The organism is Pseudonocardia hydrocarbonoxydans, from assembly GCF_006539565.1.
In the GTDB taxonomy this organism is placed as follows: domain Bacteria; phylum Actinomycetota; class Actinomycetes; order Mycobacteriales; family Pseudonocardiaceae; genus Pseudonocardia; species Pseudonocardia hydrocarbonoxydans.
This window is the reverse complement of sequence record NZ_BJNG01000015.1, coordinates 87,243-104,697: the sequence shown is the minus strand read 5'-3', so window position 1 is coordinate 104,697 and position 17,455 is coordinate 87,243. Positions and strand designations below refer to the sequence as shown.

The window sequence follows — 17,455 nt, the reverse complement described above, 5'->3', positions numbered from 1 at the left end:
CGTTCTCCCCCGCTGATCCCGTCGCCCGGCCGGTCGCCGCCCGGGCCCGCGCTCGCCCCTGGAGTCCCGTCGTGACCATGCTCGTCCTGCTCGCCCTCGCCGGTTTCGGCGCCCAGCTCGTCGACGGCGCCCTCGGCATGGGCTACGGGGTCACCTCGACCACGCTGCTGCTGCTCGCCGGGCTCACCCCCGCCGCGGCCAGCGCGTCGGTGCACTTCGCGAAGATCGGCACGGCGCTGGCGTCGGGTTACGCGCACTGGCGCTTCGACAACATCGACCCGAAGCTCGTCCTGCGCCTGGGCGTGCCCGGTGCGTTCGGGGCGCTGGTCGGGGCGCTGCTGCTGTCGTGGCTGTCCACCGAGGCCTCCGCGCCGCTGATGGCCGCGCTGCTGATCGGGATCGGCGTGTTCATCCTGGTCAAGTACTCGGTCCGGCCGCCGCGCGAGTCCGTGGCCCGCGTCTCGCCGCACGGCCGGCGCTTCCTGGTCCCGGTCGGGCTCGTCGGCGGGTTCGTCGACGCCACCGGTGGCGGCGGGTGGGGCCCGGTCGCCACGTCCACGCTGCTCACCGCAGGGCGCACCGCGCCGCGCACCGTCATTGGCTCGGTCAGCGCCTCGGAGTTCCTGGTGACAGTCGCGGCCTCGGCCGGGTTCGTCATCGGGCTGGGCCACGCCGGGATCGACTGGCTCGCCGTCGCCGGGCTGCTCGTCGGCGGCGTCCTCGCGGCCCCGGTCGCGGCGTGGCTGGTCACCCGCCTGCCCGCCACCGTGCTCGGCGTCGCGGTGGGCGGGCTGATCGTGCTGTCCAACCTGCGCATCGTGCTGGGCTCCGCCGGGGTCGACGGGGTGGCCGTGCCCGTGGCGCACGTCGTGGTCGCGGTGGCGTCGGTGGCGCTGGTGGTCATGGCGGCGCGCCGGCTGCGCGCCACGCGCCGGGCCGCCGCCGACGCCGACGCGCTCGACGTCCCGCAGCACGTCTGACCCCTCCCGTCACCCGGACGGTGGGCTCGGTCACGTCCGGACGCCGGCGTGCCGAGGCGTTGGGCCGTTCAGCGCCCCGGCCTACCCGGTCCGCCGGCATCCTCTGTCATCGTCGCAGGTCAACGGTCTGCGCGCGGCCGTGACGGCTATTGACCGGACAGGTCCGGGCGCGTCCTGCATGCCGGATGCCTCCCTTGTACCGGGTGTGCACACCGCTCACGATGGGGTGGTGATGCCGACCCCGCCGTGCGTGACGCACAGGTCCGCGGTTCCGGCGTCCCCGCTCGCCACCGACCTCGAACGCTTCTGGCCGTCCCGGCGCGGCCACGCGTTCGACGAGTTCTGTCGCTGAGTACCTGACCCACCCCCTCGCGGACCCCGTCGCGTCCGCACCCCCCTCGTCCCGGCGCGCGCCGCTCCCGTCGGCCTGCCGCGCCACCCGAAAGAGAGACCACCCCGATGTCCCGCCGGACCCGTTCGCTGATCGTCGCCCTGACCGCCGCACTCGCCCTCGCCGGCTGCTCCCGCGCCGAGCCCGCACCCGACACCGCGGCCGCACCGGCCGCCGGGGGCACCGCCGCGGAGCTGCGGCTGGGCTACTTCCCCAACGTCACCCACGCCGCCGCGATCATCGGCGACACGGAGGGCCTGTTCACGCAGGAGCTCGGCGACACCACGCTGACCGTCCAGAACTTCAACGCCGGCGGCGAGGCCGTCAACGCGCTGTTCGGCGGCTCGCTCGACGCCACCTACATCGGCTCCGGGCCCGCGATCAACGCGTTCGCCCAGTCCGACGGCGCCGCGGTGCGCCTGGTCGCCGGGGCCACCGACGGCGGGGCGCAGCTCGTCGTCCGCCCGGACATCACCTCGCCCGAGCAGCTGCGCGGCACCACCATCGCCACCCCGCAGCTGGGCAACACCCAGGACATCGCGCTCAAGGTGTGGCTCGACGAGCAGGGCCTGGCGGTCGGCACCGACGTGCAGATCGCCAACCTGGAGAACCCGCGCACGCTCGACGCGTTCCGGGCGGGCGAGGTGCAGGCCGCGTGGCTGCCCGAGCCGTGGAGCTCGCGGCTGGTCCTCGACGCGGGCGCGAGCGTGCTGCTCGACGAGCGGGAGCTGTGGGACGGCGGGAACTTCCCCACCACCGTGCTGCTGGTGTCCACCGAGTTCCTGCAGGCCTACCCGGACACCGTCCGCGCCCTGATCCGCGGGCACATCGCCGCCACCGAGCTCGCCACCACCGACCCGGTGCGCGCGCGGACCATCGTCAACGACGGGATCGAGGAGATCACCGGCAACCGGCTCACCGACCCGGTGATCGAGCGCGCGTTCGGCGAGCTCTCCTTCTCCACCGACCCGCTGGCCGCGACGTTCCCGCAGCTCGCGCAGGACAGCGTGACCGCCGGCATCACCGACGAGCTGACCGACCTGACCGGGTTCATCGACGTGGGCCCGCTCAACGCCGAGCTGGAGGCGGCGGGGCAACCGGCCGTCGCCGCATCCTGACGCCCGGCACATCTCACCACCGGAGGACGACGATGACCGCCACGCTGGACCGCACCCAGGTAGCACCCACCCGGCCCGCCGCGCAGCTCACCGGGGTCGCGAAGGTCTTCGGGACCGGCGCGGGCGCCGTCACCGCGCTCACCGGCGTCGACCTGCGGGTCGAGCCGGGCGAGTTCGTCTGCCTGCTGGGGGCGTCGGGCTGCGGCAAGACGACCCTGCTCAACCTGCTCGCCGGGCTGGACCGACCCACCCGCGGCACGGTGGACGTCGCGACGGACCGGCCGGCGGTGATGTTCCAGGAGCCCGCGCTGCTGCCGTGGCTCACCGCCGTGCGCAACGTCGAGCTGCCGCTGCGGCTGGCCGGGGTGGGCCGGTCGAACCGCCGCGGCACCGCGAACGAGCTGCTGGAGCTGGTCCGGCTCGACGGCCAGGCGCGCAAGCGCCCGCACGAGCTGTCCGGCGGCATGCGCCAGCGCGTGGCGTTGGCCCGGGCGCTGGCGGCCACGACGGTCGACACCACCTCGGGCGACGCCGAGAAGGGCGGGCGGCTGATGCTGATGGACGAGCCGTTCGCCGCGCTCGACGCGATCACCCGCGACGTCCTGCAGGGCGAGCTGGAGCGGGTGTGGCGGGCCACCGGGACCGCGGTCGTCTTCGTCACCCACGACGTGCGGGAGGCGGTGCGGCTGGGGCAGCGCGTGGTGCTGCTGTCCTCGCGCCCGGGCACCGTCGTGCGGGAGTGGGACCTCACCGGCACGGCCGACCGCCGCGCGCTCACCGGCGAGATCACCGACCACCTGCGGGAGGTGATCTCGACCCATGGCCGCGCCGCCTGAGACCGTCCGGGTCGTCGACCGCGACGCGGCCGCGGCGGTCGCCGGGCTCGACGCGCTCGACACCCCCACCGTCACCCGCACGCCGCTGTGGCGCCGGGCACTGGGTGCCACGGTGCCGCCGGTGCTCACCCTCGTCGTGGTCATCGTGGCCTGGCAGGCCCTGTGGGCCTCGGCGCTGTTCCCGGAGTTCAAGCTCCCGGCCCCGGGCACCGTGGCCGAGCAGTTCGGCGAGATCGTCGTCGACGGCTCGATCTGGTCGATCACCTGGACCTCGGTCGGCCGGGCGGTCGTCGGCTTCCTCGTCGCCGTCGCCATCGCCACCCCGCTCGGGCTGCTGGTGGCCAAGGTCGCGTTCGTGCGGACCGCGATCGGGCCGCTGCTCTCGGGCATGCAGAGCCTGCCGTCGGTGGCCTGGGTGCCGGCCGCCGTGCTGTGGTTCGGGCTCACCGACGCCACCATCTACTTCGTCGTGCTCCTGGGCTCGGTGCCCTCGATCGCCAACGGTCTGGTCTCCGGCATCGACCAGGTGCCGCCGATCCTGGGCCGGGTCGGCGACGTGATGGGCGCGGGCCGCCTCGCCTCGGCCCGGCTGATCCTGCTGCCCGCGGCCCTGCCCGGGTACCTGGCCGGCTGCAAGCAGGGCTGGGCGTTCGCCTGGCGCTCGCTGATGGCCGCGGAGATCATCGCCACGTCCCCGCAGCTCGGCGTCGGTCTCGGCGCGTACCTCAAGCAGGGCAGCGACGTGAACAACATCGCCGGGGTGATCTCGGCGATCGTGCTGATCCTGATCGTGGGCGTGGGCATCGAGCTGCTGGTGTTCAAACCGCTGGAACGCCGGGTGCTGCAGACCCGGGGCCTGGCCGCACCGGTATGAGGTCCGGACATTCCGTGCGGATCCCGGCGGGCGGACACCTGGTTGTCCCGCCGGGACCCACCGCGCACGATGGGGTGATGACGCCGCGTCGGGACCTGGAGCCGTTCTGGCCCTCCCGTCGCCTGCACGCGTTCGACGAGCTCTGTCGCTGACCACCGGTTCGCCCGGGTCCGCCCTCGTCGTCACTCCCGTCCCGGAGTTCCCCCCTCATGCGCATTCTCCTCGTCTTCGCCTGCCGGCAGACCGTCGGCGAGCCGACGACCGACCGGCCCGTCCCGACCTCCGGAGAGGTGATCGACGATGACCGACGCGACTCCTGACGACGGCGTCCGCGCGCAGCGGCGGACCGCGCTGAACGAGGACTGGCTGGCCACGATCGTCGGCCTGGTCATCCTGGCGCTGGTGCTGACCGGCGTGATCCCCGCCTGGCTGGTGCCCTGATGAGCACCACGGAGCAGACCGGAAGGCGCTCGGGCGTCGGCTGGGCCGTCGGCGGCGTCGCCGTCGTGGTGGGGCTGGGCGCGATCGTCCGGTACCTGGAGCAGAACATCCCGGACCTGACGGAGGGGACCGCGTTCGGGGAGGTCGCGGGCGCGATCGAGTACCCCGTCTACGCGATCGTGCTCGGTCTGCTCGGCAACGTCGTGCTGACCCAGCTGGGTGTCCGCGAGAAGCTCGCGGGCGGTTTCCGGACCGAGTTCTTCATCAAGACCGGCCTGGTGCTGCTCGGCGCGTCGATCAACTTCGCGGTGATCGTCAGCGCGGCCGGGCCGGCGATCGTGCAGGCCGTGGTGCTGATCAGCGTCGTGTTCGGCTTCACGTGGTGGCTGGGCGGGCGCCTGGACCTCGACGACAAGCTGCGCGCGCTGCTGGCGTCGGCGGTGTCGATCTGCGGCGTGAGCGCGGCCATCGCGGCCGCGGGCGCGGTGCAGGCGAAGAAGGAGCAGCTGGCCTACACGGCCAGCATGGTGATCATCTTCGCACTGCCCTCGATCTTCCTGCTGCCCGCGGCCGTCGGCTGGCTCGGGCTGGAGAACCCGGTGGCCGGCGCCTGGATCGGCGGCAACATCGACACCACCGCCGCGGTGTCGGCGGCCGGGGCGATCGTCGGCGAGGAGGCCCTGCAGATCGCCACGATCGTCAAGACCACGCAGAACGCGCTGCTCGGCGTCGTGGCCGTCGCGCTGACGGCCTACTTCGCCTTCTCCGTCGAGCGCACGGCCGACTCGGCCCGCCCGAAGGCCCGCGAGCTGTGGGAGCGGTTCCCGAAGTTCGTGCTCGGCTTCCTGGCCGCGTCGATCATCGCGACGATCTACATCGGCGCGGTCGGGTCCGACGTGGCTCGGCCCTACATCTCGACGGTGAACGACCTCCGGACGATCTTCCTGATCCTGGCGTTCGTCTCGATCGGGCTGGAGTTCCGGGTCGCCCCGCTCAAGGACGCGGGTTGGCGGCCGGTCGGGGTGTTCGCGAGCGCCACCGCGGTGAACCTGCTGGTCGGCCTGGGACTGGCCGTCCTGCTGTTCTCCGGGTTCTCCTCCGGGGCCTGACGTGCTGACCCGGCGACGTGACCGCGACCTGTGCCACGACGCGAGTGACCGCTGTCGGACCGGCCCGCCCACCGGCCCGTCCGACACCCACTCCAGGAGCATCCGTGACCATCACCGACCCCACCCCCGTCCCCACCCGTGACGAGAGCCGCCGCCGCATCGCCGACCGGCTGCTGAACGCACTGGAGGACCTCGTGCGCCGCCATCGCGCGCTGGCCCTGCACGGCAACCAGGCGGGCGAGCACATCGCCCTGCACGCCGAGCTCATCGCCGCGGAGATGGCGTACGAGCTGGCCATGGCGCGCAGCGCGCTGCACCGGTACCCACCCCTGCACTGAGGCGGTGCGGTCGGGTCCCGCCGCCGGTCAGGCCGCGCGCGTGGCCGACCGCGCGGCCGGGAGGCTGCGCAGCACGGCGCGGGCGATCGCGTCGTTGTAGCGCAGGCTCTGGGCGTTCATGCCGGGGCGGGTGAAGGCGCCCGCCACCTTGACCGTGGTGTGCGGGCCCACCGCGAAGCGCCGCGGGTGCACCGCCCCGTCCGCGTCGAGCAGCGCACCGTCCTCGGGACGCACGCGGACCAGGCCGGTGTTGCGCAGCACGGTGCCGTCGTCGTCGATCAGGATGTCCTCGGCGGCGTCGCCGCGGCGCACCAGGTCGGCGAGCAGCGGGTCGGTCGTGCGGGCGGCGCTGGGGTCGGGCAGCCGGGCGTCGACCAGCGCGCCGGCCCGCACCGGCTCGGCCCCGGCCAGGGTGGCGCTGCCGGCGACGAACGCGCCGTCCTCGACCTCGACCCACATCCCCGCCCCGAGGAAGTCGATGTACCCGGCCCGGGACAGCGCGAGCAGCTGGCGCACCCGGAACCCGGGCGGGCCGCTGGCCACGGAGTTGAAGAAGCCCTGCCACCACCCCATGTCCGACGCCCGCGAGCGGGTCGAGAGGGCGTCGGCCAGCCGGGTGGTCTCCCCGTACACCGACAGCATCGCGACGAACGCGCCCAGGTGGGCGCTGTGCCGGACGTCGACGTGCTGGCGCAGGTCCTCGGCGATCCGCTCGCGCACCAGCGGCTGCAGGGCGGCCAGGTCGGGGGCGGTGAGGCCGTCGAGGGGGCGGTCCAGCGCGGCGAAGTCGATCCGGTCGACGGGGTCGGGGACGGCGGCCTCGATCAGCGCGCGCATCCCGGGCGAGTCCCAGTCGAGCGCGGCGTAGGACGCGGCGAACTCCGCCCACGGCTGCGCGACCGCGTCGGGGTGGCCCAGGAACAGCTCGTGGTACCAGCCCCAGGCGATCTCCTTGGCCATCAGCGGCCAGGCCTGCGCGCGCAGGTCGACCTCGCCGGCCGCGATCAGCGGGTCGACGGCCGCGGGCCCGAAGAAGCGCGGCAGCGGCGGGCGCGGGGCCTGCAGCGCGTAGTGGGTCTTCGAGTGGTACGTGCTGCCGCGCGGTGACCCGACGACCAGCCGCGGCTCGCGCCCCGACGGCACGTACCCGGCGTCGGTGAAGCGCCCGCCGCGGCCCTCGAACAGCAGCACCACCAGGTCGACGAACGCCAGCCCCATCCCGCGCACCAGCACCGTCTCGCCCGGGGCGAGCACCGACAGGTCGGAGTCGGTGGTCTGCTCCGGCGGCAGGTAGCGCAGGCCCGCCGCGGCCGCCCGCCCGGCGAGGGCGACCTCGTCGGCGGTGGGGGTGGCGTCGAGGTGGCCCGAGGCGAGCACCACTGCGTCGACGCGCAGCGGCGGGGCGCCCTCGAGGTGCACGACCTGCGTGGCGCCGCCGTCGGGCCCGGGGTCCTCGGTGAGGCCGGTGGCGCGGGTGCGGTGCACGTGCGCACGCATCCCGGCCGGCAGCCCGTCGATCACGTGCTGCAGCACCCAGCCGAGGTAGGCGCTCTGCAGGCGGCGGCTCGGGAACGTCGACGCCGTGACGCCCGCGAGCTCCTCGGCCAGCTCCGGGTCGACCTCGGGACCGGACCGCACCCAGTCCCACATCGAGGGCCCCGGGCGGATCGGGCCGTCACAGACCACCGAGTCGTCGGTGAACATCGTGACGTCGGCGGCCATCGAGTTCATCGCCAGCAGCGGCGACTGCTCGTGGCGCCAGATCCGGCCGGCGCCCGCCGGGTAGGGGTCGATCAGGTGGACGTCGAGGCCGCCCGCCGGGAGATCGGAGCCGACCAGTTCGGGGGCGCTGGCGGCCAGGCGTTCCAGCAGCCCGGCGCCACGCGGCCCGGCGCCGACGATCGCGATGGAGGAGGTCGCGACGTGGGGGGTCATGGAGGTCCTCGGGCTCGGAGGGATCGGACGGTGTCCGGTCCCTACAGCGCGGCGCTCGTCCGGCAGAGATCCACGTGCCGGCGGCGCGCGAGCGGGGTCCCCATGCCTCGACGGTACGGCGGGCGGCGCCGGGCGGCCAGCGGACCGGGCCCGCGTCACGCCCCGACGACGTCGACGAGGCCGGTCAGGGCCGCGACGACGGTGTCCTCGGGGACGTCGCGCCGGATCTCGATCATCAGCGCGGCCACCCGCGCGTCGACGCCGTACCGCGACAGCGGCACGTAGGCGCCGGAGAACGGGGTGTCCAGCGCGACCCCGGCCCCGAACGCGTCCCGTGCGGCGTCGAGGAGCCACCCCGGGGTGTGCGCGGGGTCGGTGCCGAGGCAGACCTGCGGGCGGGGGCCGTCGGCGTGCAGCTCGTAGGGCAGCGGGTCGGGCGGGTAGGAGTGGACGTCGAGCAGCACGCAGCGGCCGGTGGCCGCGATCCGGTGCGCCACCACCTTCTCCATCCGCCGCGCCCACGGTGTGTAGAACGCGGCCAGCAGGGCGTCGCGGTGCCCCGGGTCGTCGGCGCGGATGCGCTGCCCCCGGGTGCCGTGGGTGTAGACCGCGCCCATCCCGGCCGCGGCCATCTCCTCCCGCTCGTCGGGGAACCGCTCCACGTCGACGACGAACCGCGACACCGGGTTCACCGCGACCCACGGCCGCACCCGGGCGCGGGCGGCGGCGTCGAGGGCCGTGCGGTCGGTGCGGTGGTCGGTCAGCGCGGCGACCTCGGCGGCCAGCGCGGCGTCGTCGAGGAGCAGGTGCGGGCGGGTCCAGGTGGGGACGTGGGTGCCCGCGTGCGGGACGTGCAGCACGACGGGGCTGCGCTCGTCACCGGGTGGGTGCGGGTCCACGCGGGACAGCTCACCACGCACGAGAAGGGCGTTCGGTCGCGGACCCCGGGGTGGTTCGCCGGACGTGCACCATCCCACCGGGCCTGGCGCATCCCCCGCGCGCCCGGTTGACTGTGCAACCATGCCGATCGATCCGGGTCTCGTGCGCCGCCTGCACGTCGACCTGATGCGCCTGGGCGCCTCCAGCTGTCGCTGATCCGGTCCGCCCCTTCTCCCCTCTCGTTCTCCCCTCGCAGCACACCCCAGGAGCCACAGCCATGCCCCTCGTCAACTTCGCCGTGAGCGGTGCCGGCACCGGCGTCGCGCAGACCGTCGCCGTCGCCGGCGCCGACTACGTCATCGAGACCGACGCCTACGAGGCGTTCGGCGGCCAGGACAAGCACCCCAGCCCGCTGGCCTACACCCTCGCCTCGCTCAGCTCGTGCAACCAGGTCACCTCCTCGATCGTGGCCAAGGAGCTCGGCATCACCATCGACGCCGTGAAGTTCGACGTCTCCTCCGACTTCGACCCCACCGTCATGACCACCGGCCGGGGCACCGCCGACGCCACGTTCCAGAACCTGGTGATCACCGCGGAGATCACCACGGACGCGACCCCCGAGCAGTTCGCCACCCTGCGCGACGACACCGCCCGCCGCTGCCCGGTCAGCGTGCTGTTCGCGCGCGCCGGCGTGAAGATCACCAACGACTGGACGCAGGTCACGCCCTCCTGAGGCGCTACCCGTGAGGTAGTCGAACGCGGTCACGGTGGCCGCTAGCGTCCTCGGACATGACCACCGCGACCGCGTCCGCGTTCGGATCGCTGCTGCGCGACTGGCGCCGGCGCCGGCGGCTCACCCAGCTCGACCTGGGGCTGGCCGCCGACGTCTCCGCGCGGCACCTCAGCTTCCTGGAGACCGGGCGGGCGCGGCCGAGCCGCGACATGGTGCTGCACCTGTCCGAGGAGCTCGACGTGCCGCTGCGCGGGCGCAACGAGCTGATGGTCGCCGCCGGGTACGCACCGGCCTACACCCACCACGGACTCGACGACGCCGAGCTGGCCGAGGTCCGGGCGTCGCTGCAGCGGGTGCTCGACGGCCACTGCCCGCACCCGGCCGTCCTCGTCGACGGCATGTGGAACCTGGTGGGCGCCAACGCCGCCGTCGGGGTGCTCACCGAGCTGGTCGACCCGGCACTGCTCGGCGGACCGGTCAACGTCCTGCGGCTGGCGCTGCACCCGCTCGGGCTCGCACCGCACGTCGTCGACCTGCCCGAGTACGCGGCGCACCTGGTGTCGCGGGTGCGCCGCCAGGCCGAGCGGTCGGCGACGACGGGCCTACGCGCGCTGCTCACCGAGGCGGTCGGGTTCTGCGCGGCGCAGGGGCTCGACCCGGGCGCCCAGCCGCGGGACCGGATCGTGCTGCCGCTTCGGCTGCGGCACCCCGACGGCGAGCTGGCGTTCTTCTCGACCGTCGCGGTGCTCGGTGCCCCGCTCGACGTCACCCTCGACGAGGTCTGCATCGAGTCGTTCCTGCCCGCCGACGCCGCCACGAGCGCCTACCTGGCGCAGCGGGCGGGCGCGTATACCGTCCCGCCATGACCTCAGAGCTGGTGCACCTCGCCGTCGAGGCCGGGATCGCGACGATCACCCTGGACTCCCCCGCCAACCGCAACGCGCTGTCCGCGCAGCTGCGCCGCGAGCTGCTGGCGCACCTGTCCACCGCACTGGCCGACGACGCGGTGCGGGTGATCGTGCTGGGTCACACCGGCCGCGTGTTCTGCTCCGGGATGGACCTCAAGGAGACGCGCGGCGCGGGCGTGCAGGAGCAGGGCGTCCAGGAGGTGCCCCGCATCCTGTCGACGATCTGGGACTCCCCCAAGCCGGTCGTCGCCCGCGTCGCCGGGCCCGCCAGGGCGGGCGGGGTGGGCCTGGTCTCGGCGTGCGACATCGCCGTGGCCGCCGAGGACGCCACGTTCGCCTTCAGCGAGGTGCGGATCGGCGTGGTGCCCGCCGTCATCTCGGTCACGGTGCTGCCCCGGCTGCTCCCCCGGGCCGCGCACGAGCTGTTCCTCACCGGGGAGACGTTCGACGCGGCCCGCGCCGTCACCGTCGGCCTGGTCAACTCCGCCGTGCCCGCGGCCGGTCTGGACGCCGAGGTGACCCGCTACGTCGAGATGCTGCGCCTGGGGGCGCCCGGCGCGCTCGCGGCCACGAAGCAGATGCTGCGGGCCGAGCGCCCGTCGTCGATGGCGGAGCAGTTCACGCGGATGCAGGAGCTCTCGGCCGGCTTCTTCGCCGGCGCGGAGGGCCAGGAGGGCATGGCGGCGTTCGCGGAGAAGCGCCCGCCCTCCTGGGCCCGCTGACGCGCCCGGTCAGGAGCGGGCCGGGTCCCGGCCGGACGCCGCCAGCGCGCGCTCCCAGTCGCTCGCGCCGTCGCCCACCGGGACCTCCGGGCCGTACCAGCCGCCGTCGCGGCCCATCTGCGCCACCGGTGTGACGCCGTCGAGGACGGCCCGGCCCACGTCCGGGGCCACGTCGAGGCGCTGCCCGGTGGCGACGGCGAGGTCCCAGGCGTGCAGGGCGAACTCGGCGGTCATCAGCGAGCCGATCACGGCGGCGGGCATCGGGGTCTCGGCCATGTGGGCGTCGCCCTCCCAGGCCGCGGGGTCCGCCCAGGCGGCGGCCGTGGCGTCGGCCTGGTCGGCGCAGGCCTGCGCCCAGTCCTTCTCGTCGAGCCCGCCGAGCACCGGGGAGCTGCCCGGGTCCCACGCGACGACGACCCGCCGCGCGGAGTTCTCGGCCAGGCGCATCCCGGACGCCATGTGGTCGATCAACGCGGCCACGGTGAACTCGGGGCACGGCGTGGGATCGCCGAAGCGGGCGGGGTCGGCGCCGCGGATCGCCCGGACGGCGAGGTCGAGGGTGCTGCTCATGTCCATGTGGTGATCCTGCCCGCGGCGCCGCGGACCCGTCTTGGACGAACGCGACACGGCTACGCTGGATCCGTGGACATGTTCGACGTGCTCGGCGGCCGCCCGCTGGTGGCCCTGACCGGTGCGGGGCTGTCCACCGACTCCGGCATCCCCGACTACCGCGGCCCCGGCTCGCCCGCCCGCACGCCGATGACCTACCAGGAGTTCGTCTCCGGCGCCGACGCGCAGCGGCGGTACTGGGCGCGCAGCCACGTCGGCTGGGCCCGGATGGCGCACGCCGCCCCCAATCCCGGGCACCGCGCGCTGGCCGCGCTGGAGGACGCGGGCGTGCTGCACGGGCTGATCACCCAGAACGTCGACGGCCTGCACTCGGCGGCCGGGCACCGGGCGGTGATCGACCTGCACGGCCGCATCGACACCGTCGTCTGCCTGGGCTGCGCCCGGCGCACCCCCCGGGTCGCGCTGCAGGAGCGGCTGGCCGCGCTCAACCCGGGCTTCGCGCAGGCGGCCGCCGTGCAGATCCGTCCCGACGGCGACGCCGAGCTCGCCGCCGCCGACGTCGCCGCGTTCGCGCTCGCCGGCTGCACCGCGTGCGACGGCGTCCTCAAGCCCGACGTCGTGTTCTTCGGGGAGAACGTGCCCCGCGAGCGCGTCACCCGCGCCTACGCCCTGGTCGAGGCGATGGAGCCGGCGGGCGGCGCGCTGCTGGTCGCCGGGTCCTCGCTGACGGTCATGTCCGGGCTGCGGTTCGTCCGGCACGCCCACAAGCTGGGTGTGCCGGTCGTCATCGTCAACCGGGGCACGACCCGGGGCGACGACCTCGCCACCGTCCTCGTCGACGCCGGGTGCTCGGAGGTCCTGCCCGCGCTGCTCGCCACCGCCGCATGAGGGCCGGACGGCTCAGCGGCCGCCGACCAGCCGCTCCGACACCCGGTCGAGCACGACCGCGACCATCAGGCACAGCGGCAGTACGACGACCACCGCGAGCAGCACCTGGAGCGGGAAGGCGAGCTGCGTGACCCACAGCTCGACCGCGTCGTACCAGTCGGCGAGCGCACGTGTCACGGTCCACACGGTACCCAGGGACGCGGACCACTAGGTTCACACCCATGTTCGCCGTCTATGCAGCAGAGCCCAATGCCGACGCTCCGCTCTCCTCGCTCACCGTGGGTGAGCGACCGGAGCCCGAAGCCCCCGAGGGTTGGGTCACGGTCCGTGTCCAGGCCGCCAGCCTCAACATGCACGACATCTGGACGCTGCGCGGCGTCGGGATCAAGCCCGACCAGTTCCCGATGATCCTCGGCTGCGACGGCGCGGGCACCCTGCCCGACGGCAGCGAGGTCGTCCTGCACTCGGTCATCGGCGATCCACAGTGGAGCGGCGACGAGACGCTGGACCCGAAGCGCACGCTGCTCACCGAGAAGCACCAGGGCAGCTTCGCCGACACCGTGATCGTGCCGGCGCGCAACGCCGTCCCCAAGCCCGAGGGCCTCTCGACCGTGCAGGCCGCCTGCATGGGCACCGCCTGGCTCACCGCCTACCGCATGATCTTCACCAAGTCCGGGCTGCGCCCGGGCCAGACCATGCTGGTGCAGGGCGCATCCGGTGGGGTCTCCACCGCGTTGATCCAGCTCGGCCGCGCGGCGGGCATGCAGGTCTGGGTCACCGGGCGCACCGAGGAGAAGCGCGCGGTGGCCGAGCGCCTGGGCGCCCACGCGGTGTTCCCGTCCGGCGAGCGTCTGCCCGGCAAGGTCGACGCCGTGTTCGAGACGGTCGGCGAGGCCACCTGGTCGCACTCGATGCGGGCGCTCAAGCCCGGCGGCATCATCGTGATCTCCGGCTCCACCAGCGGTCCCAACCCGCCCGCCGACCTCCAGCGGCTGTTCTTCCTCCAGCTCCGCGTGGTGGGGTCCACAATGGGCACGCGCGAGGAGCTGGCCGACATGCTGTCGTTCATCGCCACCGCCGGGATCGCCCCCGAGATCGGTCTGGAGCTGCCGATGGAGAAGGCCGAGGAGGGGTTCCAGGCCATGCTCGACGGGTCCACATCGGGCAAGATCGTGTTCACTCGCTGACACCGCGGTACAGGGCCGAACGGAGTCATTCTGCACACTCGGCTGCACGTGCGCCCGGTGTGGACGTACAGTCTGTGACCGTGTCTGAGCCACGAAGTCGAATGGCGCCGGGGTCGGTGTACGCCCCGGCGCCACCAGTGACAGGTCTGGTCGAGCTGTTGGACCGGTTGGACCGCGCCCTCGCCACGGCGCTGTCCCCGGCCACCTCGGCGGAGGGCGTCAGCCGCGACGGCTGGCGGGTCCTCCTCATGCTCGCCCGCGGCGGCGGCCGCAGCATGGGCGAGATCGCCTCGCACACCGCGCTCCCCGCTCCCACCGCCACCCGGGTCGTCGACCGGCTGGTGGCCGGCCACCTCGCGTTCCGGCGCACCGACCCGATCGACCGACGGCGCGTGCTGGTCCATCTCGCCGGCGACGGCCGCGCGGTCGTCGAACGGGTGTGCGGCCGCGTCGAGCGCGGCGCGGGCGAGGCGCTGGGTGCCTCCCACACCCCCGAGCGGGCGCGGCTCGCCGAGCTCCTCGAGGCCCTCGCCACCCAGCCACTGGCCGTCCAGCGCCGCTGACCGGCCCTACGGAACGAGCACCCCCGCCGTGGCCGCCCCGGCCGCGGCGTAGGGGAAGGCCGCCAGCACCAGCACCGCCACCCCGACGGTGAGCGCCCGCCGGAACCAGGTGCCGCGGGTGGCCAGCCAGCCCGCGACGAACGCGATCGCGGGCGGCAGCACCGCGGCGTAGACGCCGGCGAGCCGGGTGGCCACGGCGTCGCGCGGGCCGGACAGGTCGAGCCCGGTGACCCCGGCGACGACCAGCCCCAGCACCACCACCGCGACGAGCCCGCCCAGCAGCAGCCCGAGCCGCTGCTTGGCCAGGCCCGCGAGCAGCCCGACGACGAACACGACCGCGAGCACCGCGGCGCCCGCGGCGTCGCCGTCCAGGAACGTCACGGCCCCGACCGTCATGCGACCAGTCTGCCCCGCGCCGCGCGTGCGTGCCGACGCGGGCGGGCGGCCGCCGGTCCGGCCTACTTCTTCGGCTTGTCCGCGCCTGCGTCGGTGGACAGCGCGGCGACGAAGGCCTCCTGCGGGACCTCGACGCGACCGATGGTCTTCATCCGCTTCTTGCCCTCCTTCTGCTTCTCCAGCAGCTTGCGCTTACGGGTGATGTCGCCGCCGTAGCACTTGGCGAGCACGTCCTTGCGGATCGCGCGGATGTTCTCCCGCGCGATGATCCGCGACCCGATCGCCGCCTGGATCGGCACCTCGAACTGCTGGCGCGGGATCAGCTCGCGCAGCTTCGTGGTCATCAGGGTGCCGTAGGAGTAGGCGTCGTCCTTGTGCCGGATCGCCGAGAACGCGTCGACCGGCTCGCCCTGCAGCATGATGTCGACCTTCACCAGCTCCGACTCCTGCTCGCCCGCCTCCTCGTAGTCGAGGCTGGCGTAGCCGCGGGTGCGCGACTTCAGGGCGTCGAAGAAGTCGAAGATGATCTCCGCGAGCGGCATCGTGTAGCGCAGCTCGACACGGGTCTCGGACAGGTAGTCCATCCCGCCGAGGGTGCCGCGCCGGGTCTGGCACAGCTCCATGATCGCGCCGATGAACTCCGAGGGCGCCAGGATCGTCACCTTGACCACGGGCTCGAAGATCTGCGCGACCTTCCCGGTCGGCCAGTCCGACGGGTTCGTCACCGTCATCTCGGTGCCGTCGTCCTTGACGACGCGGTACACGACGTTGGGCGCGGTGGAGATCAGGTCGAGCCCGGCCTCGCGCTCCAGGCGGTCACGGGTGATCTCCAGGTGCAGCAGCCCCAGGAAGCCGCAGCGGAAGCCGAAGCCCAGCGCCGCGGACGTCTCCGGCTCGTAGGTGAGCGCGGCGTCGTTGAGCTGCAGCTTGTCCAGCGCCTCGCGCAGCTCCGGGTACTGCGACCCGTCGACGGGGTAGAGCCCGGAGTACACCATCGGCCGCGGCTCGCGGTAGCCGGTCAGCGGCTCGGTGGCGCCCTTGCGCAGCGAGGTGACGGTGTCGCCGACCTTCGACTGGCGGACGTCCTTCACGCCGGTGATCAGGTACCCCACCTCGCCGACGCCCAGGCCGACGGTCGGCTTGGGCTCCGGGGAGACGACGCCGATCTCCAGGATCTCGTGGGAGGCGCCCGTCGACATCATCCGGATGCGCTCGCGCGGGGTGATCTTCCCGTCGACGACGCGGATGTAGGTGATGACTCCGCGGTAGGTGTCGTAGACCGAGTCGAAGATCATCGCGCGGGCCGGGGCGTCGGCGTCGCCGACCGGGGCCGGGGTGACCCGGACGACCTCGTCGAGCAGCTCACCCACCCCGAGACCGGTCTTCGCCGACACCCGCAGCACGTCGTCGGCGTCGCAGCCGACGATGTGGGCGATCTCGGCGGCGTACCGGTCGGGGTCGGCGGCCGGCAGGTCGATCTTGTTGAGGACCGGGATGATCGTGAGGTCCTTCTCCATGGCCAGGTACAGGTTGGCCAGGGTCTGCGCCTCGATGCCCTGCGCGGCGTCGACCAGCAGGATCGCGGCCTCGCACGCCTCCAGCGCCCGGCTCACCTCGTAGGTGAAGTCGACGTGGCCGGGGGTGTCGATCATGTGCAGGACGTGCTCGGTGTCCCCGACCTTCCACGGCAGGCGCACGTTCTGCGCCTTGATCGTGATGCCGCGTTCGCGCTCGATGTCCATGCGGTCGAGGTACTGGGCACGCATCGCGCGCTCCTCCACCACCCCGGTGATCTGCAGCATGCGGTCGGCCAGCGTCGACTTGCCGTGGTCGATGTGGGCGATGATGCAGAAGTTCCGGATCAGCTCCGGCGGGGTGAAGGTGTTGTCGGCGTACGAGGCCACTCACGGTTCCATTCAGCTGCGGGTTCCCGTCCATGGTCCCACGGCGGCGGGGCTCACTCGGCCACCCGGGTCTCGGTCGCGATCTGCGGGGACTCCTCGTCGGCCACGCCGGGCTCGATCTCGGCGGTGCAGAACTTGCACCGCGTCGCGTCGATCGCCACGAACTCCTTGCAGTAGGGGCACTCCTGGCTGCCCTGGGCCTTGAAGTTGCCCAGGCCGGCCCGCTTGAGCAGCTGCACGAGACCGAACAGCACCACGGCCAGCAGCAGGAAGTTGACGACGACGGTCAGGAACGCCCCGTAGCGGATCTCCGAGCCGTTGACGGTGAACGCCAGCGTCGAGAAGTCCGGCTGGCCGAAGATCGCCGCGACGAACTGCATGATCACGTCGCCCGCGAGGCTGTCGACCAGCCCGGCGAACGCGGTGCCGATGATGAAGCCCAGCGCGAGGTCGAGCATGTTGCCGCCGAGCGCGAACGCCTTGAACTCGCTCCACAGACCCTTCACGGTTCCGTCCCTTCCGCCACGCGCCGGACCGGCCCGGCGACGGCGGAATCATGCGGCACCGACCATGCGGACCGGCGCGGACCCGCCGGGTCAGGCACCGGCCGTGGTCCGCCGATCACACTGTGCACGATCATGTCGTGCCGTCCCGACCGGGCCTGTTGCATGTGCGCCTGCACG

At 73.6% G+C, this 17,455-nt stretch carries 20 protein-coding genes; 13 read left to right on the top strand and 7 right to left on the bottom strand.

Annotated elements, in window-relative coordinates; all coding sequences use genetic code 11:
• Nucleotides 1–77 precede the first annotated feature (77 nt).
• The 7 genes from PHY01_RS08820 (at nucleotide 78) to PHY01_RS08795 (ending at nucleotide 6,087) form a co-directional block, all read left to right on the top strand.
• On the top strand, nucleotides 78–980 hold the full coding sequence (locus PHY01_RS08820) for a sulfite exporter TauE/SafE family protein (protein WP_141278242.1): 903 nt from the start codon (nucleotides 78–80) through the stop codon (nucleotides 978–980).
• Nucleotides 981–1,439: 459 nt separating this feature from the next.
• Nucleotides 1,440–2,489, top strand: coding sequence for an ABC transporter substrate-binding protein (locus PHY01_RS08815; protein WP_141278061.1), 1,050 nt, complete (start codon nucleotides 1,440–1,442; stop codon nucleotides 2,487–2,489).
• 32 nt (nucleotides 2,490–2,521) lie between these two features.
• Nucleotides 2,522–3,325, top strand: a complete 804-nt coding sequence (locus tag PHY01_RS08810) for an ABC transporter ATP-binding protein (RefSeq protein WP_141278060.1) — start codon at nucleotides 2,522–2,524, stop codon at nucleotides 3,323–3,325.
• On the top strand, nucleotides 3,309–4,199 hold the full coding sequence (locus PHY01_RS08805; protein WP_141278059.1) for an ABC transporter permease: 891 nt from the start codon (nucleotides 3,309–3,311) through the stop codon (nucleotides 4,197–4,199). The genes PHY01_RS08810 and PHY01_RS08805 overlap by 17 nt, the downstream gene beginning before the upstream one ends.
• Nucleotides 4,200–4,499: 300 nt before the next feature.
• The gene (locus PHY01_RS26350) at nucleotides 4,500–4,640 is read left to right on the top strand and encodes a hypothetical protein (protein ID WP_170183720.1); all 141 of its coding nucleotides are present in this window, start codon (nucleotides 4,500–4,502) and stop codon (nucleotides 4,638–4,640) included.
• A complete protein-coding gene (locus PHY01_RS08800) occupies nucleotides 4,640–5,749 on the top strand; it encodes a YeiH family protein (protein WP_141278058.1) in 1,110 nt (369 codons plus the stop codon). The genes PHY01_RS26350 and PHY01_RS08800 overlap by 1 nt, the downstream gene beginning before the upstream one ends.
• Nucleotides 5,750–5,853: 104 nt before the next feature.
• Entirely contained in the window at nucleotides 5,854–6,087 is a 234-nt protein-coding gene (locus tag PHY01_RS08795; RefSeq protein ID WP_141278057.1) for a hypothetical protein, read from the top strand.
• 27 nt (nucleotides 6,088–6,114) lie between these two features.
• On the opposite strand, the gene PHY01_RS08790 is transcribed toward PHY01_RS08795, so the two are convergent.
• Nucleotides 6,115–8,022, bottom strand: a complete 1,908-nt coding sequence (locus PHY01_RS08790) for an FAD/NAD(P)-binding protein (protein ID WP_141278056.1) — start codon at nucleotides 8,020–8,022, stop codon at nucleotides 6,115–6,117.
• 155 nt (nucleotides 8,023–8,177) lie between these two features.
• Nucleotides 8,178–8,921, bottom strand: a complete 744-nt coding sequence (locus PHY01_RS08785; protein ID WP_218030070.1) for an N-formylglutamate amidohydrolase — start codon at nucleotides 8,919–8,921, stop codon at nucleotides 8,178–8,180.
• A gap of 257 nt (nucleotides 8,922–9,178) precedes the next feature.
• Between PHY01_RS08785 and PHY01_RS08780 the strand changes: the two genes are divergently transcribed.
• Genes PHY01_RS08780 through PHY01_RS08770 form a run of 3 tightly spaced genes read left to right on the top strand, consistent with a single transcriptional unit; the run spans nucleotide 9,179 to nucleotide 11,264 of the window.
• Entirely contained in the window at nucleotides 9,179–9,634 is a 456-nt protein-coding gene (locus PHY01_RS08780; RefSeq protein WP_141278054.1) for an OsmC family protein, read from the top strand.
• A 56-nt stretch (nucleotides 9,635–9,690) separates the two neighbouring features.
• Nucleotides 9,691–10,500: an MmyB family transcriptional regulator gene (locus PHY01_RS08775; RefSeq protein ID WP_141278053.1), complete on the top strand. Its 810-nt coding sequence runs from the start codon at nucleotides 9,691–9,693 to the stop codon at nucleotides 10,498–10,500.
• Nucleotides 10,497–11,264 carry an enoyl-CoA hydratase-related protein gene (locus PHY01_RS08770; RefSeq protein WP_141278052.1) on the top strand — a complete coding sequence of 256 codons (768 nt, stop codon included), beginning with the start codon at nucleotides 10,497–10,499 and terminating at the stop codon, nucleotides 11,262–11,264. Before PHY01_RS08775 ends, PHY01_RS08770 begins: the two co-directional genes overlap by 4 nt.
• 9 nt (nucleotides 11,265–11,273) lie before the next feature.
• On the opposite strand, the gene PHY01_RS08765 is transcribed toward PHY01_RS08770, so the two are convergent.
• Nucleotides 11,274–11,840 (bottom strand): TIGR03086 family metal-binding protein, encoded by a 567-nt coding sequence (locus PHY01_RS08765; protein ID WP_141278051.1) that lies wholly within the window; start codon nucleotides 11,838–11,840, stop codon nucleotides 11,274–11,276.
• A gap of 72 nt (nucleotides 11,841–11,912) precedes the next feature.
• On the opposite strand from PHY01_RS08765, the gene PHY01_RS08760 reads away from it, so the two are divergent.
• The gene (locus PHY01_RS08760; protein WP_141278241.1) at nucleotides 11,913–12,722 is read left to right on the top strand and encodes an NAD-dependent protein deacetylase; all 810 of its coding nucleotides are present in this window, start codon (nucleotides 11,913–11,915) and stop codon (nucleotides 12,720–12,722) included.
• Between the two features lie 12 nt (nucleotides 12,723–12,734).
• Here the strand turns inward: PHY01_RS08760 and PHY01_RS26345 are convergent, their stop codons facing one another.
• The gene (locus tag PHY01_RS26345; protein WP_170183719.1) at nucleotides 12,735–12,899 is read right to left on the bottom strand and encodes a hypothetical protein; all 165 of its coding nucleotides are present in this window, start codon (nucleotides 12,897–12,899) and stop codon (nucleotides 12,735–12,737) included.
• A 44-nt stretch (nucleotides 12,900–12,943) separates the two neighbouring features.
• Here PHY01_RS26345 and PHY01_RS08755 point away from each other — a divergent pair, with 44 nt between their 5' ends.
• A complete protein-coding gene (locus PHY01_RS08755) occupies nucleotides 12,944–13,909 on the top strand; it encodes a zinc-binding dehydrogenase (protein WP_141278050.1) in 966 nt (321 codons plus the stop codon).
• Nucleotides 13,910–14,067: 158 nt separating this feature from the next.
• Entirely contained in the window at nucleotides 14,068–14,472 is a 405-nt protein-coding gene (locus PHY01_RS08750; protein ID WP_170183718.1) for a MarR family winged helix-turn-helix transcriptional regulator, read from the top strand.
• A gap of 6 nt (nucleotides 14,473–14,478) precedes the next feature.
• Here PHY01_RS08750 and PHY01_RS08745 read toward each other — a convergent pair whose 3' ends face one another.
• From PHY01_RS08745 to mscL, 3 genes are all read right to left on the bottom strand, one after another.
• On the bottom strand, nucleotides 14,479–14,868 hold the full coding sequence (locus tag PHY01_RS08745) for a hypothetical protein (protein WP_141278048.1): 390 nt from the start codon (nucleotides 14,866–14,868) through the stop codon (nucleotides 14,479–14,481).
• A gap of 62 nt (nucleotides 14,869–14,930) precedes the next feature.
• Nucleotides 14,931–16,772, bottom strand: a complete 1,842-nt coding sequence (lepA, locus tag PHY01_RS08740; RefSeq protein ID WP_141278047.1) for a translation elongation factor 4 — start codon at nucleotides 16,770–16,772, stop codon at nucleotides 14,931–14,933.
• Nucleotides 16,773–16,825: 53 nt separating this feature from the next.
• Complete coding sequence (gene mscL / locus PHY01_RS08735; protein ID WP_141278046.1) at nucleotides 16,826–17,278, bottom strand: large conductance mechanosensitive channel protein MscL; 453 nt, start codon at nucleotides 17,276–17,278, stop codon at nucleotides 16,826–16,828.
• Between the last annotated feature and the right edge of the window lie 177 nt (nucleotides 17,279–17,455).

Bases quoted from the DNA above. Each gene is read 5' to 3' on its own strand.
- PHY01_RS08810 (WP_141278060.1), top strand. From the start codon at position 2,522: ATGACCGCCACGCTGGACCGCACCCAGGTAGCACCCACCCGGCCCGCC.
- PHY01_RS08760 (WP_141278241.1), top strand. From the start codon at position 11,913: ATGTTCGACGTGCTCGGCGGCCGCCCGCTGGTGGCCCTGACCGGTGCG.
- PHY01_RS08770 (WP_141278052.1), top strand. From the start codon at position 10,497: ATGACCTCAGAGCTGGTGCACCTCGCCGTCGAGGCCGGGATCGCGACG.
- PHY01_RS08755 (WP_141278050.1), top strand. From the start codon at position 12,944: ATGTTCGCCGTCTATGCAGCAGAGCCCAATGCCGACGCTCCGCTCTCC.
- PHY01_RS08820 (WP_141278242.1), top strand. From the start codon at position 78: ATGCTCGTCCTGCTCGCCCTCGCCGGTTTCGGCGCCCAGCTCGTCGAC.
- PHY01_RS08800 (WP_141278058.1), top strand. From the start codon at position 4,640: ATGAGCACCACGGAGCAGACCGGAAGGCGCTCGGGCGTCGGCTGGGCC.
- PHY01_RS08790 (WP_141278056.1), bottom strand. From the start codon at position 8,022: ATGACCCCCCACGTCGCGACCTCCTCCATCGCGATCGTCGGCGCCGGG.
- PHY01_RS08780 (WP_141278054.1), top strand. From the start codon at position 9,179: ATGCCCCTCGTCAACTTCGCCGTGAGCGGTGCCGGCACCGGCGTCGCG.
- PHY01_RS08805 (WP_141278059.1), top strand. From the start codon at position 3,309: ATGGCCGCGCCGCCTGAGACCGTCCGGGTCGTCGACCGCGACGCGGCC.
- PHY01_RS08765 (WP_141278051.1), bottom strand. From the start codon at position 11,840: ATGGACATGAGCAGCACCCTCGACCTCGCCGTCCGGGCGATCCGCGGC.
- PHY01_RS08775 (WP_141278053.1), top strand. From the start codon at position 9,691: ATGACCACCGCGACCGCGTCCGCGTTCGGATCGCTGCTGCGCGACTGG.
- PHY01_RS26350 (WP_170183720.1), top strand. From the start codon at position 4,500: ATGACCGACGCGACTCCTGACGACGGCGTCCGCGCGCAGCGGCGGACC.
- PHY01_RS08815 (WP_141278061.1), top strand. From the start codon at position 1,440: ATGTCCCGCCGGACCCGTTCGCTGATCGTCGCCCTGACCGCCGCACTC.
- PHY01_RS08745 (WP_141278048.1), bottom strand. From the start codon at position 14,868: ATGACGGTCGGGGCCGTGACGTTCCTGGACGGCGACGCCGCGGGCGCC.